Origin of the sequence: Micromonospora sp. NPDC049101 (assembly GCF_040648675.1) — a bacterium.
Classification (GTDB): Bacteria; Actinomycetota; Actinomycetes; order Mycobacteriales; family Micromonosporaceae; genus Micromonospora.
Genome location: NZ_JBEZED010000018.1, coordinates 77,041 through 92,288 on the forward strand (window position 1 = coordinate 77,041; position 15,248 = coordinate 92,288).

Below are 15,248 nucleotides of genomic sequence, written 5' to 3' on the forward strand. Positions count from 1 at the left end.
ACGATGACCACACACGGATACCACCCGCAACGCGGTCGCCTCGTCGGGCGCCGAATCGGCATCCTGCTCGAAAGCGACTACGTCGAGCCGGAAATCTCCTACTACCGCCTGCGATTCGCCGAGGAGGGCGCCGAGGTCGTCCTGCTCACCCGGCTGTGGGGCAACGACTCGCTGACCTTCACCGGTCACGAATACCGGGCGCCGCTGACCGTCGACGGCGACCTGGAACGCCTCGACTTCGCCGAGATCGCCCGGCTCTCCGCGCTGATCGTGCCGGCCGGCATGGTCGCGGACCGGCTCCGCTACACCGAGGACGTCGATCGCCCGGCACCGGCCGTGCAGTTGCTGCGCCGCGCGTTCCGGCTCCCCCACCTGGTCAAGGGCTTCATCTGCCACGGCCTCTGGCTGATGTCGACCGCCCCCGAGCTGATCGAGGACCGCTCCGTCACCTGCCACAACAACCTGGTCGGCGACGTACGCAACATGGGCGCGAACTACGTCGGCAGCGACGTGGTCGTCGACGGCGACCTGGTGACCGGTCGCACCGTCGAGCAGGCCCACGTCTTCGCCCGCACCGTCATCGACCGCATTCTCGCGACCGAGGAGATCCTGCCGTGACCCGCTTCTCGCACGTGGCCCTGAACTGCCGCCGACTCGGCGACACCGAGGAGTTCTACACCCGGTGGTTCGGCTTCCGGCGCACCCAGCACTTCGACCTCGGCGGCAGCCAGATCGTCTTCCTGCGCTCCGGCGACGTCTACCTGGAGCTGTTCGGCCCGCGCGAGCCGGTGCAGGAGGCGGGACAGCCCACGGCCGACGGGCCGCCGGCTCCCGGGACGGTGCGCCACATCGCGTTCCAGACCGCGGACGTCGACGAGTTCGTGCGGGCGATGGGCCCCGCCGCCCGGATCACCCTGGGGCCGCTGGACTTCGACGGCTTCATCCCCGGTTGGCGCACCGTCTGGCTCGCCGACCCGGACGGCGTCGTGGTCGAGGTCAGTCAGGGCTACCGGGACCCTCAGCCGGGCCAAGGCGGTCACGGTGAGCGCTGAGCCACTCGCCACGCGCACCATGTCCGACACCGTCGGCGGGTACGTCGTGGCCGGTGACGGCAGCCGGATCCGGGTGCGCACCTTCGGCGGCGACATCGTATCGCTGCACCTGACCGACACCACAGATGCCCGGTTGCTACACAACCTGGGCTCCGAACGGGTCTCGGTCACCGGGCGGCTCGGCGACGAGCTGGTGCCGGGCCGGCTGATCTTCGCCTACGGCCCGGTGTACGTCGAGGCCGGCTCGGTGCGCCACACTCCACAGGAGATCGTGGTGGTCGGTAGCGCCACTGAGCCGTACCTGTTCGAGCGGCCCGGGTGGTGGGTCGGCCAGCTCCGGTCACTGGCCGAGTTCTACCGCCGGGCGCAGTTCGGGACGGGGCCGGCCGACTTCGCCGCCTACCGCACCGGCGTCGACCTGGCCGGGGCCCGGCTGACCGGGGACCGCCAGGAGACCGACACGCTCGCCCGCCTGGTGTACGGGATGGCGACCGCCTACCTGCTCACCGGGGACGCCGACTTCCTGGACGTGGCCGAGCGCGGCGCTGAATACCAGCAGCGGCACCTGCGGGTGGTGGATCCCGCGCGTGCCGTCACCTACTGGCAGCACGCGTTGGACGTGGGTCCCGGGCCACGCCGCGCCGTGCTTGCCTCCGAGTTCGGCGACGACGCCGGCGCCTTGGCCGCCTACGAGCAGATCTACGCGCTCGTCGGGCTGGTGCAGACCTACCGGGTCACCGGCGATCCGGCGCTGCTGGCCGATATCGAGGGCACAGTCCGGCTCTTCGAGACGGTCTACGCCGACCCCCGACGAGGTGGTTACTACTCGCATGTGGACCCGGTGGATCTGGACCCGCACGCCGCCTCGCTGGGGCCGAATCGGTCCCGGAAGAACTGGAACTCCGTCGGCGACCACGCACCCGCCTACCTGTTCAACCTCTACCTGGCGACCGGCGAGGAACGCTACCGGCGGATGCTGGAACACACCTTCGACATGATCGTGGAGCACTTCCCCGATCCGGCGGGGCTGCCGCTGGTCCGGGAACGCTTCCATGAGGACTGGACGCCGGACACCGGGTGGGGATGGCAACAGGACCACGGCGTGGTCGGCCACAACCTGAAGATCGTCTGGAATCTTCACCGGATGCAGGCGCTGGTGGGCAAGGCCGAATACCGGGCGGTTGCCGCCCGGCTCGCGGCGGACCTGCCGGCGATCGGCCGAGACCCCTACCGCGGCGGCTGGTACGACGTGCTGCACCGCCGGCCACACCGCGGCCGGCACGAGTTCGTCTGGCACGACCGCAAGGCGTGGTGGCAGCAGGAACAGGCCATCCTCGCGTACCTCAGCGGCGCCGCACACCACGGGCCGGTCGGGCCGGACGGCCTCGACCACCTGCAGCACGCGCGCGAGGCCGCGGCGTTCTACAACGCCTTCTTTCTCGATCAGGAGGCCGGCGGCGTGTATTTCGCGGTGCAGGCCGGGGGCATCCCGTATCTGCGCAGCGGCGACGAGCGCGCCAAGGGCAGCCACTCGATGAGTATGTATCACTCGGCCGAACTGGCCTATCTGGCCACCGTGTACGGCGACCTGCTGGTGCGCGGGGAACCGCTCAACCTGTGGTTCAACCCGCGACCCGACGCCCGCTTCCCGGACGGATTGCTGCGGGTGGCCCCAGATGTGCTGCCCCGGGGCCGGGTGCGGCTGGAGCGGGTGCGGATCGACGGCACCGACTTCACCGACTTCGACCCCGCGGCGCTGCTCGTGCGGCTGCCCCGCTCCGCGCACCGGCTCACCGTGCAAGCCACCCTGCGAGCGGTCGACCGTGGCCGGTGACGGGGGCCTGCGGTCGCGGCCCGGCACCGCAGGCTTCGGTGGCACCCGACTGCTGGCCGGGGGCGTGGAGTTCACCGTGCCGGCCGGCGCCGCCCGGCAGACCTCGCTGGTCCTGGTGGACCCGGACGAGGGACGCCGGCTGACCGAGGTGCCGATGCCGGACGTCCGCCACGACGGCGGCCTGCTCAGCGTCGTCGTCCTCGGGCTGGCCCCCGACCTGGTCGACTACCACTACGTCCAGGACGGCCGGGCGGTGCTCGACCCGTACGCCCGGGTGTTGCTGCGGAGCCCGGACGGCCCGGACGGATGGCGCTGCCGGATCACGCCGGGGCGTGCCCCGGCCCTGCCCGGTGCCGGCACGCCGGTGCCGGACGGTCCGGTGGCCACGGCGGCGCTGAGCACCGGTGGGTATCGGGCGCTCGCGGACCGGATCCCAGAGTTCCTCCGCGACGGCGTCCGAGCGGTGGTGCTCACCGGTGTGCTCGCCGCCGACCATCACCGCTTCGCGCCCGGCGCCGGCGGGCTCCCGGTGGGCCTGTTCGCCGCCGCCGGCCCGGGCGACCGGCCGGACGGGGAGTGCCGGGCGCTGATCCGCCACCTGCGCGATGCCGGACTGGCAGTGCTGCTCGACATCAGCTCGGCGGCGCGCATCGCGGAGGGTGACGGGTGGTTCCTGCGGGAGGCGCTGCGGTGTTGGGTGCACGACTACGGAGTGGATGGATTGCATCTGCCGGACAGTGTCGTCCCGGCCGGCCGGGAGCGGGACGTGGCCGAGGTGGTGCGGTCGGACCGGCTTCTCGCCGACCGGATGTCGCTGGGTGCCCTTCGCGACGACGACGGCCGCACCGGTGCGACAGGCCCGGCAGGCGATGACGGGGACGCCCTTGCGGAGCGTGACAACAGGTATCGCCGGTAGTGACGAAGAGACGCGGCCATGGAACGCCGACAACGTTTTGTAATCATTGCGCCTCACGCTGCCATATCGATGAACATTGTGACCGGCGAACGAGAGACAGGTACCACGATGCCCTATCACCCATGGACCGAGACGGCCCTGTTACCGGCGCGCGACGGTCTCACCCGGTTCGCGCACCAGATCATGGCCGAGATGCCCCGCGCGGACCAGCGGCGCTGGGGCGAGACGTACATACGCGGCCTGCTGCTGGGCAACGGCCGGCGTTCGGTCCGAAGCATCGCGGAGGGTGCTGACACCCCGGACGCCGTCCAGTCTCTGCAGCAGTTCGTGAACCAGAGCCCCTGGGACTGGGCCCCGGTCCGCCGCCGGACAGCCCGCTACGTCGACGAGCGCATGACCACGCACGCGTGGCTCATCCGCCCCATATACATCCCCAAGCGGGGTGGCCAGACCGCCGGTGTCGCCCGCCGCTACGTCCCCCAGACCGGCCGCACCCTCAACTGCCAGTACGGCCTGGGCCTGTTCTTATCGGACGCCGAGACGAGCGCGCCCGTCGACTGGCGGCTGGTGCTGCCTTCACCGGCCGGGACCGGGGCGCGCTCGTGGCTCCCTGGCCGCAGAGAAGCGGGCCCGAGCGAGCAGACCGAGTGGGGCCACGTGCTCGCGATGGCCGACGACGTGGCGGCGGCGGTACCAGTGCGTCCACTGCTGGTCGGGCTGCGGCACGTCACCGGCGTGGAACGACTGGTACAGGGCTTGCGGCAGCGCGGCCTGCCGTTCGTCGTCGAAGTCAACGGCAGCATGCCGGTGCTCCGCCAGCAGGCCCAGCCGTCGCTCCCGGGCGGGGCGAGGCTCGGGCTGACCCAGATCCGCTCGCTGGTGCAGGAGACGACCGCGCGCCGGCAACCGATCATGTGGCGGCAACTGCACGACGCCGCCCTGCGCCGCTCGTATGTCACCACGGTGCCGGTCCGGCTGCCGGGCACCGTGGCCGGCTCCGGCGGCGGGGTCGACTGCCTGCTCGTGGCCGTCTGGTCAGCGGCGGCATCGGGCGCGGCCAACTTCTGGCTGACCGGCCTGCCGGAGTCGCAGGTGGGTCACGTGCTCACCCTGGCCCAGCTCGCCGCGCGCCGCGAGCGGGATGTCGACACCCTGAGCGAAGGGTACGGCCTGCTGGACTTCGAGGGCCGCTCGTCGCGCGGCTGGCACCACCACATGACGCTCGTGTCGGCCGCCTACGCCTTCGCCCAGCTGGAGATCCGCTCCCAGCAGCAGGAGCAGCAGGCCGGCTGAGCGCGGGCGCCCGGGCGCCCGGGCGCCGCGACCGGACCGGACCGGCAAACGCCGGTCGCGGCGTCCGAGGCCAGCTCATCCGAAGGACAAGACCGTCCGGTGCTGCACCAGCTCGCCGGCCGGCGGCGTGCTGCCGGCCGGCCGGGTGGCCAGCCAGACGACGTCTCGGGCCGCCTCGTCCGGGCTCTGCGCCGACGACATGTCATCGAACCAGGGGCGGGAGGCATCGGTGTCGACCAGGCCGGGACACACCGCGCCGACGTAGACGTCGCGCCCGGGCCGGTCGCGCTCCACCATCCGAGCGGCCACCCGGGCCGACGCCACCTGGCCGACCTTCGACGGAATGTTGATCCAGCCCGGCCAGCCCCGGGCGTCGGCCTCGCCCTTCTGCACCAGGCGGACGTATTCGTCCATCACGTCTTCGATGTCCTCCAGGCTCATCCGGTCGGTGTCGAAGGCGCTCCACAGCGGTCTGGGCAGGTGCCGCCGCGAGCCGAACGCGCTGGCCACCACGAGCAGCCGGGCGTGCTCGTTGAGGATCGGCAGGAAGTGGTGGAGCATGCGATATGTGCCGTGGTTGTTGGTGTCCACGAACTCGGCCACCTGCTCGGCAGGGGGCAGGTCCCGCGAGATCCGGGCCGCGGCATTGGAGATCAGCACGTCCAGCCCGCCGTGCCGCTCGCGAATCATGTCGGCCGCCGCCGCGACGCTGGCCTCCACCGTCACGTCCAGCGGGTGCAGCCGCGGGGCGAGACCCTCGGCACGCAACAGCTCCACCGCCTGCTCACCACGCGCCGGGTCGCGAGCCGTCAGGTAGACCTGCGCCTCGGGCCCCAACTCCCGGCACAGCCCTCGCACCAGGGCCAGGCCCAGCCCTTGATTGCCGCCCGTCACCAACGCGACTGCCATCTGCCGTTCTCTCCCATCGCGCCGCCACATCCGTCTCTTCCACGGTAGACGGCGCACGATTACTCCGAGGTAACCGCGACGGCACCGGCCTGCTCCCCCTGGGCCTGCAGCACGTCCGATCCGTGCTGCTCGGCCCAGCGAGACAGCATCTCCACCGGCTCGACCAGGGTCTGCCCCAGCGGGGTCAGCTCGTATTGCGCGATTGACGGCTGCTCGGGCAAGGCCGAGCGTCCGACCAATCCGTGCCGCTGCAGTCGCCGCATCGTCTGGGCGAGCACCTTGGACGACACGCCACCGATCAGCGCCTTCAACTCGTTGTGCCGCCGGGGACCCTGACTGAGCCCGTAGATGACCACTACGGACCACTTGTCCGCCACCAGCTCGATAGCCAGCCGTGCCGGGCAGTCCGCCAGGAAGACGTCGCCCGGCCGCATGAATACGCCCACGCAGGCATAGTACCCGCAGCCCGAGAGAAGCGTGTTGCCAAAGTCACTCTCCGGAGTGGAGGGGGGCCCGCCTCGGCCATGCCTGGTCGGGCAGCGGTCGTGCCGTAGACCCGGCGCAGCATCGAGTCGATATTCACAAAGGTCAGCACGCCGGCGTCGGCCAGGTGACCGAGGCGTTGTTGGTGACCCGCGCGGTGGACAGCACGCTGCCGACGGGGTGTCGCCCTGGGCGCCGGGAGACGGCATGCGGACGACCCCGCGCCACCTAGTGCGTGATCCATGCGTGATCGACGGTCCTGGCGTGGGTCAAGCCTGCCTGGCACTGGCCGACAGGAACCCGGGTCTGGCAACGCCATTAATAGTGCTTTGTTAAGTTGTTCTGGTGTGTCGCTTGTAGGGCTATTTGGGTTGTGTTTGGCGTCCCAGACGCGGGCGGCGGAGGTTGTGAACACCGCGATCGGGACGGCCTTGACCGGTCGTCGGCTTTGACCGTCGATCACTAATCTCGGTGCCGTGGAATGAATTTTTTCCATACCTTGAACCCCATCTCTTGAGTGATATAGAGGATTCGACACCTGTCTTTTGCTGACGTCATTGAGTAATCTCTTCCTAATCGGCAACTATTGATCTCTCGTCGTGGGCGAGTGGACGAACGAGTGCCGATCGGAGGGAGGGGGAGAGTGAATCTCCCGAGGAAAGTGGCTGTGGTGGGCGCTGCCGCGACGCTGCTCCTGACGGCCGCCACGCCGGCCGTGGCGGCCGAACCGGAGGGCGTCATCCGTAGTGCCGGCGGCGCCACGGCTGTCGTCGACAGCTACATCGTGGTGTTCAAGGAGAGCGCGGTGAGCCGGGCGCAGGTCGGCGCCACGGCCAGCAGACTGGCTGGCCAGCACGGTGGAGCGATCGCTCGGACCTACGCCACGGCACTACGCGGCTTCGAGATCACGGCCGGCGCAAAGACGGCGGCCAGGATCGCCGCGCACCCCGACGTCGCGTACGTCGAGCAGAACCACACGGTCCGGATCTCCGGCACTCAGCCGAACCCCCCATCCTGGGGTCTGGACCGGGTCGACCAGCGCAACCTGCCGGTCGACAGCTCGTACACCTATCCGAACACGGCGACCAACGTGCACGCGTACATCATCGACACCGGCATCCTGTTCTCCCACAACGACTTCGGCGGCCGGGCCACCAGCGGCTACGACGCGGTCGACGGCGGCTCCGCCGACGACTGCAACGGGCACGGCACGCACGTCGCCGGCACCGTCGGCGGTTCCTCCTACGGCCTGGCCAAGGGCGTGCAACTGGTCGGCGTACGGGTGCTCAACTGCTCCGGCAGCGGCACCAACGCCGGTGTGATCGGCGGCGTCGACTGGGTCACCGCGAACGCGATCAAGCCGGCCGTGGCGAACATGAGCCTCGGCGGCGGTGCGAACGCGTCGCTCGACACGGCGGTCCGCAATTCGATCAACTCGGGCGTCACCTACGGTCTCGCCGCCGGCAACGACAACGGCGCCAACGCCTGCAACACCTCGCCGGCCCGGACGACGGAGGCGATCACGGTCGGCTCGACCACCAGCACCGACGCCCGGTCGTCATTCTCCAACATCGGTACCTGCCTGGACATCTTCGCGCCCGGCTCGTCGATCACGTCGGCCTGGTACACCAACAACACCGCGACCAACACGATCAGCGGCACCTCGATGGCCACCCCGCACGTGGTCGGCGCCGCAGCCCTGGTCGCCTCCGCCAACCCCACCTGGACCCCCCAGCAGGTCCGGGACTACCTGGTGAACAACGCGACAAACAACGTGGTGACCAACCCCGGCACCAATTCCCCGAACAAGCTGCTCTACGTGGTCAACGACGGCACTCCACCGGCCAACGACTTCTCCGTCGGGGTGTCGCCGACGGCCGGGTCGACCGCGCCGGGCGGCTCGGTCAGTGCCACCGTGAGCACCGCGACCACCAGCGGCTCGGCGCAGTCGGTGAGCCTGTCGGCGAGCGGGCTGCCGAGTGGCGCCACCGCCTCGTTCAGTCCAGCCACTGTCACCTCGGGCGGCTCGTCCGTGCTCACCATCGCCACCTCGGCGAGCACTCCGTCCGGCACCTACAGCGTCAGCGTCACCGGTACGGGCACCGCGGGTGCGCGCAGCGCCACGTACTCGTTGACGGTGACCGGCTCGGGTGGCGGCGGCTGCTCGGGCACCAACGGCACCGATGTGGCGATTCCGGACAGCAACACGGCGGTGACCAGCGGTATTGTCATCGCCGGCTGCGACCGTAACGCCTCCTCGGCGTCCACGATCGCGGTCAATATCGTGCACACCTTCCGTGGTGACCTGATCATCGACCTGGTGGCACCGGACGGTACGGCCTACCGGCTGAAGAACCAGGGCTTCTTCGACGGTGCCGACAACGTCATCGCCACCTACACCGCGAATCTCTCCTCCGAAACGGCGAACGGCACGTGGCTGCTTCGAGTGCGTGACGTCTTTTCCGGTGACACCGGCTACATCAACACCTGGACCCTGACGCTCTGAGACGTGACAAAGGGCCCTTTCCGCTCCGATTTCCGGTGGCGGGAAGGGCCCTTTCCGTAGGTCAGTTGGTGTCGACGATCATTCCGGCGGCGATGGTGCGGTTGGTGGTTTCGTCGATGAGGATGAAACCGCCGGTGGTGCGGTTACGCCGGTATTCGTCGGCGAGGAGCGGGACGGTCGTACGCAGGCGGACACGGCCGATTTCGTTGAGTCCGAGTTCGGTGGCGGCCTCGTCACGATGCAGCGAGTTCACCTCGAGCCGGTAGTGCAGTTCGCGGACCACGGTCCGGGCGGTGCGGGTGGTGTGCTTGATGGCGTACATCGCGCCGGGGCGCAGCGGGGTGCTCTCGTCCATCCAGCAGATCATCGCCTCGATGTCCTGCGCGACCGCCGGGCCGTTGTTCGGCCGGCAGATCAGGTCCCCCCGGGAAATGTCGATCTCGTCGGTCAGCCGGACCGTGACGGACATCGGCGGATACGCCTCGGTGACCGGTCCGTCCGCCGTCTCGATCCCCGCCACCCGGGAGGTGAGCCCGGAGGGGAGAACCAGAACCTCGTCCCCCGGCTTCAACACACCCGAAGCGACCTGCCCGGCGTAACCCCGGTAGTCGGTGATCGTGGTCGACTGCGGGCGGATCACATACTGCACCGGGAACCGGACGTCGACCAGGTTCCGGTCGGAGGCGATGTGCACCCGCTCCAGGTGGTGCAGCAGCGACGGGCCCTCGTACCACGGAGTGTGCTCCGAGCGCGTCACGATGTTGTCGCCGTGCAACGCCGAGACCGGGACGACGGCGAGATCCGGCACCTCCAACTTCGCCGCGAACGCCGTGAACTCATCCGAGATCCGCTCGAACACCTCCTGCGACCAGTCCACCAGGTCCATCTTGTTCACACACAACACCAGGTGCGGCACCCGCAGCAACGAACACAGGAACGCGTGCCGGCGGGACTGTTCGACCAGACCCTTACGGGCGTCGACCAGGATCAACGCCAGGTCGGCGGTGGAGGCACCGGTGACCATGTTCCGGGTGTACTGGGTGTGGCCCGGTGTGTCGGCGATGATGAACTTCCGCCGGGGTGTGGCGAAATACCGGTACGCCACGTCGATCGTGATGCCCTGCTCCCGCTCCGCCCGCAGGCCGTCGGTCAGCAACGCCAGATTCGTGTACTCGTCGCCCCGGGCCGCACTGACCGCCTCCACCGCCGCCAACTGGTCGGTGAACAACGACTTCGTGTCGTAGAGCAATCGGCCGATCAGCGTGGACTTACCGTCGTCGACGCTGCCCGCCGTCGCGAACCGCAACAGGTCCATCGCCCGCCCCTCGGGCGCCGCGCCCTCGGCCACCGGAACCGCGGTGCTGCTCATCAGAAGTAGCCTTCCCGTTTGCGGTCTTCCATCGCGGCCTCACTCACCCGGTCGTCACCCCGGGTCGCCCCGCGCTCGGTGATCCGGGTCGCCGCGACCTCCTCGATCACCAGGTCCACCGTGTCCGCCTCGGACAGCACCGCCGCCGTGCACGAGGCGTCACCGACGGTCCGGTACCGCACCCGCGCCTTGAACGGCTCCTCCGACCCTCGGGGCGCGATGAACTCGTTCACCGCGTAGAGCATCCCGTCGCGTTCGATCACCGTACGTTCGTGGGCGTAGTAGATCGACGGCAGAGCCAACCGCTGCCGGGCGATGTAGTGCCAGATGTCGAGCTCGGTCCAGTTCGACAACGGGAACACCCGGATCGACTCACCCCGGTGGTGGCGCCCGTTGTACAACGACCACAACTCCGGCCGCTGGTTCTTCGGATCCCACTGACCGAAGTCGTCCCGGAAGCTGAACATCCGCTCCTTGGCCCGGGCCTTCTCCTCGTCCCGCCGCGCCCCACCGAACGCCGCGTCGAACCGGTACTTCTCCAGCGCGGCCAACAACACCGGCGTCTGGATGCGGTTGCGCGTCCCGTCAGCGGGCTCGCGGACCAGGCCCGCCTCCAGCGCCTCCGGCACGCTCGCCACCACCAACTGCAGGCCGAGCTCCGCCACCTGCTGGTCCCGGTAGTCCAACACCTCGTCGAAGTTGTGCCCGGTGTCGACGTGCAGCACCGGGAACGGGATCTGGGCCGGTGCGAACGCCTTCTGCGCCAGCCGCAGCATGACTATCGAGTCCTTGCCACCCGAGAACAGCAGCACCGGGCGTTCCAGCTCGGCCACCACCTCGCGTATGACGAAGATGCTCTCCGCCTCGAGCGCGTCCAGATGCGACACCTGGTACGCCGCCGGAGTGGTCATGTCCACCGTCTCCATCGGGGGTCAGCCGGCTGCCGTTGCCGGCGTGCGGGTCAGGTGTTGCCGCAGCGCGGCGAGGAGCGGGGTGGCCAGTTCCGGCTGGCACACGACCAGATCCGGCAGCCGCGGATCTGCCTCGTTGTAGCTCAACGCTGATCCATCGATGCGGGAAGCGTGCAGTCCCGTGGCCGTCGCCACCGCCACCGGCGCCGCCGAATCCCACTCGTACTGACCGCCCGCGTGCACGTACGCGTCGACCTCGCCACTGATCACTGCGGCGATCTTCGCCCCCGCCGACCCCATCGGGACCAACTCCGCCCCGACCTGGGCCGCCAACTCGGTCAGGAACGCCGGCGGCCGACTCCGACTCGCCGCCAACCGGATCGTCCGACCGCTGAGCGTCGTCGGCGGGGGTGGGGGTGTCTCGGTGCCGAGGGTACGGTGCTGGGCCGGCAGGGCGATGGCCCCTGCGACGAGGCGGTGCTCCGTCAGCGCGTTCCGTTGCCAGAGTGCGACATGCACCGCCCAGTCCGTCCGGCCCGGCTCGGAGAACTCGCGGGTCCCATCCAACGGGTCGATGATCCATACCCGGTTGGCGGCCAGCCGCTCCGGCGGGGGGCCGGCCGCATCCGTGGCCCAGGCCTGCCGTGCGCCGTCGTCCTCCTCCGAGAGCACGGCGTCGGCGCTTCTGCACCGGGCCAGTTCGTCGCGCAGCAGTTGGTGCGACGCCCGGTCACCCGCGCGCTTCAACGCGACCGGGTCGGCGTGACCGTGTTCGGCGCGGACGCGCAGCAGCAACCGGCCGGCCCGCTCGGCCAGCCAGGCGGCGAACGCGCCATCCGACGCGGGGGCTTCGGACCTGGGGGGTTCCAGCACGTTCATCGACGAGCACCTCCGGTAGACGCGTGGACCGTGCCGTTCACTGGACGGCACGCCGACTGAAGCTTCGTACGCTGGTGACCGTGACCATCGCGGCCACCCCGGTCAGGACCAGCAGACAGACCCAGGCCGGTATGTGCGCGACGCCGGGCAACATGGCACCGCGTACGCCCTCGGAGACGTAGGTCATCGGGTTGAGGGCGGTGACCGTCTGGAACCAGGGCATCGAGGAGAGCCGTGGCCACGGGTAGTGGATGCAACCGGTCCAGATGATCGGGGTCACGACCAGCGAGAACGTGATGTTGATCCGTTGGATGGGCAGAATCGTCGCCAATGTCATGCCGATGCCGCCCCCGATCCATCCGCCGAGCAGGACCGTCAGCAGGACCATCGGCAGTCGTCCGGGCTGCCAGGGTGCCGAGCCGACCATCAGCGCGCCCAGCGGGTAGATGAGGGCTGCGGCGATGAGCCCGCGCAGCATCGCGACCACGAGCTTGCCGACGGCGACCAGGTTCGTCGACAGCGGGGCGAGAAGCCGGTCCTCGATCTCCCGGGTGAAGCCGAACTCCTTCACCAGTGGCAGCGCGACGCTCTGCAACGCGGTGGTGAGCGCGGCGAGCGCGATGATGCCGGGCAGGAACAGGTCGGCGAAGTTCCCGGCGACGACGCCCTGCCCGCCGAGCACCTTGACGAAGACGAAGAGCATGAACAGCGGGGTGAGGCCGACCTGGACCAGGATGACCCAGAGTTCCTTACCGGTGACCAGCAGGTCCCGGCGCAGGATGGCCAGGAAGACCCGGTGCGCGCTGGGTCTCGGACGTGTCGCCGTGGTGCTCGTCGCCGCTGCCGGCGGAGCGTCGAGGTCGGTCACCGTGGGTCCCTTCCGGTCAGTCCGATGAAGACGTCTTCGAGGCTTGGCTCGGCGATGTGGACGTCGGTGAGGGTCGCCGACCGTGTGGTCACGATGGCGAGCGCCGGCCCGAGCACGGTGGCCGGGTCGGTGGCGAGATGCAGCCGGATCCGGACGCGCTGACGCCCGCCGGGGTCGGGGGTGAGCGTGGCGACCGCCCGTTCCCGGCGGGCCAGTGCGGCCAGTGCGGCGGCCGGCGTACCCGCGCCGAACCCCGCGCCGCCCCCGAGGCCGAGGCCGAGGCCGGAGCGGAGGTTGGCGGCGCCACCGCCGGGCGGTGCGGCCGCGGCGAGCCGTTCACCCTTGCGTACGCCGGCGACCTCGGAAAGCGCACGCAACAGCTCGTCCGGTTCGTCATGCGCGGCCGGGGTGACCGTCAGGTCGAGGATCGAACGTCCGGCGAGCCCTCTGACCAGGTTGCCCGGCGTGTCCAGGGTGAGCAGCCGGCCCTGGTCGACGATGCCGACCCGGTCGATCAGGGCAGCGGCCGCGTTCATCTGGTGCGTGGTCAGCACGACCGTCACGCCGCGCCCGCGCATCTCGCGGATCTGGCTCCAGATCGACCGCCGGGACTGTGGGTCGAGCCCGTTGGTGGGCTCGTCGAGGAAGAGCACCGCCGGTTCGTGGATCAGTGCCCGGGCGATCATGAGCCGTTGCGCCATGCCGCCCGAGTACGCCTCGATCCGCTTGTCCGCCCGATCCGTCAGGCCGAAACGGTCCAGCAGCGCATCGGCCCGGGCGTTGCGTACGGCGCGGCCGACACCGTGGTACGCGGCGTGGTACAGCAGGTTCTGTCGTGGCGTCAGCGAGCGGTCCAGGTTGTTGTGCTGGGGTACGACGGCCAACTGGGCACGGGCCGCGACCGGGTCGCCGACCACGTCGACCCCGCCGACCAACGCCCGGCCCGCGGACGCCCGCAGCCGGGTGGTGAGGATGCCGATGGTGGTCGACTTGCCGGCACCGTTCGGTCCCAGCAGCCCGAAGATCTCGCCGGGGGCCACGGTGAAGGACAGCCCGTCCACGGCTGGGGTCGTGCTCCCGGGATAGCGTTTGACGAGGTCGGCGACCTCGACCGCGGCCGGGCCGCCACCACTGCTGGGCATCTGCTGCTCCCTGTCCTGAGTTGTCGGGTGGATGGGCGCCGGTCGGGTCAGCCGCCGGTTCGTGCGTGTGTGTCGAAGAAACGCCAGATGGTCTCGGTCGCGTCCAGTGCGGTCGCGGGTGGATCCAGGCCGAGGAGGCGTTGCGCCTCCGGTCTGGGGCCGGCGGCGCCGGGCCACTGATGGCCGGCGTCGTCGACGGTGACCAACTCGACAGCGCGTCCCCCGGGGCAGGTGGCGGTCGAGGTGCTGACCAGGCCCGAGGCGGTGGTCACCGGCGCGTCGCATCCGTCGGTCTTCCGCCACTGGCCGAGCAGGTCGGGGATGGGCGGGCCGTCGATCTTGACCGGATTGCGTCCGGTCCCGTCGTTGTCCCGTTTGCCCGGACCACCGTCGAGCGGCACTGTCTGGTCCGCCGTCCCGTGGATGTGGATCACGGAGGTCGGTGCGGGGGATGGGCAGGGGCCGAGTTGGGTCGCCGCCACCGGTCCGATCGCGGCGAACAGCTTCGTGTCGCACGCCAGGCGGTATGCGAGCATCCCGCCGTTGGAGATCCCGGTGGCGTAGACCCGGGCGCGGTCCACCGGGAGCTGGTCGGCCACGGTGGAGACCAGCTGCTGGATGAAGGCCACGTCGTCCACGCCGTCGCGGGCCGGCGGGCCGCAGCAGTCCGGGCTCACCGCCCAGGAACGGCTCAACCCGTCGGGGTACGCGACGACAAAGCCCTCGCGGTCCGCCATCGCGTTCCAGCCGTACGCGGTTTCGGCCTGACTGCCCGTGCCCAGCGCGCCGTGCAGCATGACCACCAACGGAACTCCGGTCGACCGGGCGAGGTTCGCCGGTAGGTAGAGGCGGAAGCCGCGCTCCTGCCCGTCGATCACGAGGGTGTGCGTCGAGGTGCCGCTCGGCATGGTGGACACCGGCCCGACGTCGTGCGGCTTCGGGTCGTCCCGGAACATCCCGCAACCGGCCAGCAGGGTGAGCGCTCCGACGAGCGGCAGGACCGCGAGCAGGTGTCGCCACCGGCCATACCGAACCGAGCGGCTAGTCCAAGATCTACTAATTTGCGTCATATTCGCACCCTGGCAT

At 70.0% G+C, this 15,248-nt stretch carries 14 protein-coding genes; 6 read left to right on the forward strand and 8 right to left on the reverse strand.

What is annotated here, in order from left to right; all coding sequences use genetic code 11:
* The first annotated feature begins 3 nt into the window (after positions 1-3).
* The 5 genes from AB0B57_RS23850 (at position 4) to AB0B57_RS23870 (ending at position 5,095) form a co-directional block, all read left to right on the forward strand.
* Entirely contained in the window at positions 4-618 is a 615-nt protein-coding gene (locus AB0B57_RS23850) for a DJ-1/PfpI family protein (RefSeq protein WP_357073753.1), read from the forward strand.
* Positions 615-1,052: a VOC family protein gene (locus AB0B57_RS23855; protein WP_357073756.1), complete on the forward strand. Its 438-nt coding sequence runs from the start codon at positions 615-617 to the stop codon at positions 1,050-1,052. The genes AB0B57_RS23850 and AB0B57_RS23855 overlap by 4 nt, the downstream gene beginning before the upstream one ends.
* Complete coding sequence (locus AB0B57_RS23860) at positions 1,042-2,886, forward strand: AGE family epimerase/isomerase (RefSeq protein ID WP_357073759.1); 1,845 nt, start codon at positions 1,042-1,044, stop codon at positions 2,884-2,886. Before AB0B57_RS23855 ends, AB0B57_RS23860 begins: the two co-directional genes overlap by 11 nt.
* Complete coding sequence (locus AB0B57_RS23865; protein ID WP_357073762.1) at positions 2,876-3,802, forward strand: hypothetical protein; 927 nt, start codon at positions 2,876-2,878, stop codon at positions 3,800-3,802. Before AB0B57_RS23860 ends, AB0B57_RS23865 begins: the two co-directional genes overlap by 11 nt.
* 108 nt (positions 3,803-3,910) lie before the next feature.
* Entirely contained in the window at positions 3,911-5,095 is a 1,185-nt protein-coding gene (locus tag AB0B57_RS23870; RefSeq protein ID WP_357073765.1) for a transposase, read from the forward strand.
* 75 nt (positions 5,096-5,170) lie between these two features.
* Here AB0B57_RS23870 and AB0B57_RS23875 read toward each other — a convergent pair whose 3' ends face one another.
* Together AB0B57_RS23875 and AB0B57_RS23880 are read right to left on the reverse strand one after the other, a co-directional pair.
* Positions 5,171-6,004 carry an SDR family NAD(P)-dependent oxidoreductase gene (locus tag AB0B57_RS23875; protein ID WP_357073768.1) on the reverse strand — a complete coding sequence of 278 codons (834 nt, stop codon included), beginning with the start codon at positions 6,002-6,004 and terminating at the stop codon, positions 5,171-5,173.
* Positions 6,005-6,063: 59 nt separating this feature from the next.
* Positions 6,064-6,450, reverse strand: coding sequence for a helix-turn-helix domain-containing protein (locus tag AB0B57_RS23880; RefSeq protein WP_357073771.1), 387 nt, complete (start codon positions 6,448-6,450; stop codon positions 6,064-6,066).
* Between the two features lie 698 nt (positions 6,451-7,148).
* Between AB0B57_RS23880 and AB0B57_RS23885 the strand changes: the two genes are divergently transcribed.
* Positions 7,149-8,993 (forward strand): S8 family serine peptidase, encoded by a 1,845-nt coding sequence (locus AB0B57_RS23885; RefSeq protein ID WP_357073961.1) that lies wholly within the window; start codon positions 7,149-7,151, stop codon positions 8,991-8,993.
* A gap of 61 nt (positions 8,994-9,054) precedes the next feature.
* Here the strand turns inward: AB0B57_RS23885 and AB0B57_RS23890 are convergent, their stop codons facing one another.
* From AB0B57_RS23890 to AB0B57_RS23915, 6 genes are read right to left on the reverse strand one after another with little or no spacing between them, the layout of a single operon-like run.
* Entirely contained in the window at positions 9,055-10,362 is a 1,308-nt protein-coding gene (locus AB0B57_RS23890) for a GTP-binding protein (protein ID WP_357073774.1), read from the reverse strand.
* Positions 10,362-11,273 carry a sulfate adenylyltransferase subunit CysD gene (gene cysD, locus AB0B57_RS23895; protein ID WP_357073778.1) on the reverse strand — a complete coding sequence of 304 codons (912 nt, stop codon included), beginning with the start codon at positions 11,271-11,273 and terminating at the stop codon, positions 10,362-10,364. Before cysD ends, AB0B57_RS23890 begins: the two co-directional genes overlap by 1 nt.
* A 21-nt stretch (positions 11,274-11,294) precedes the next feature.
* The gene (locus AB0B57_RS23900) at positions 11,295-12,152 is read right to left on the reverse strand and encodes a 3'(2'),5'-bisphosphate nucleotidase CysQ (RefSeq protein ID WP_357073781.1); all 858 of its coding nucleotides are present in this window, start codon (positions 12,150-12,152) and stop codon (positions 11,295-11,297) included.
* A gap of 37 nt (positions 12,153-12,189) precedes the next feature.
* The gene (locus AB0B57_RS23905) at positions 12,190-13,020 is read right to left on the reverse strand and encodes an ABC transporter permease (RefSeq protein ID WP_357073784.1); all 831 of its coding nucleotides are present in this window, start codon (positions 13,018-13,020) and stop codon (positions 12,190-12,192) included.
* Complete coding sequence (locus tag AB0B57_RS23910) at positions 13,017-14,162, reverse strand: ABC transporter ATP-binding protein (RefSeq protein ID WP_357073787.1); 1,146 nt, start codon at positions 14,160-14,162, stop codon at positions 13,017-13,019. Before AB0B57_RS23910 ends, AB0B57_RS23905 begins: the two co-directional genes overlap by 4 nt.
* A gap of 47 nt (positions 14,163-14,209) precedes the next feature.
* Positions 14,210-15,232, reverse strand: coding sequence for a PHB depolymerase family esterase (locus AB0B57_RS23915; protein ID WP_357073790.1), 1,023 nt, complete (start codon positions 15,230-15,232; stop codon positions 14,210-14,212).
* Between the last annotated feature and the right edge of the window lie 16 nt (positions 15,233-15,248).

Coding starts and splice junctions, on each gene's coding strand:
- AB0B57_RS23850 (WP_357073753.1), top strand. CDS start 4: ATGACCACACACGGATACCACCCGCAACGCGGTCGCCTCGTCGGGCGC.
- AB0B57_RS23870 (WP_357073765.1), top strand. CDS start 3,911: ATGCCCTATCACCCATGGACCGAGACGGCCCTGTTACCGGCGCGCGAC.
- AB0B57_RS23875 (WP_357073768.1), bottom strand. CDS start 6,004: ATGGCAGTCGCGTTGGTGACGGGCGGCAATCAAGGGCTGGGCCTGGCC.
- AB0B57_RS23890 (WP_357073774.1), bottom strand. CDS start 10,362: ATGAGCAGCACCGCGGTTCCGGTGGCCGAGGGCGCGGCGCCCGAGGGG.
- cysD (WP_357073778.1), bottom strand. CDS start 11,273: ATGACCACTCCGGCGGCGTACCAGGTGTCGCATCTGGACGCGCTCGAG.
- AB0B57_RS23900 (WP_357073781.1), bottom strand. CDS start 12,152: ATGAACGTGCTGGAACCCCCCAGGTCCGAAGCCCCCGCGTCGGATGGC.
- AB0B57_RS23910 (WP_357073787.1), bottom strand. CDS start 14,162: ATGCCCAGCAGTGGTGGCGGCCCGGCCGCGGTCGAGGTCGCCGACCTC.
- AB0B57_RS23915 (WP_357073790.1), bottom strand. CDS start 15,232: ATGACGCAAATTAGTAGATCTTGGACTAGCCGCTCGGTTCGGTATGGC.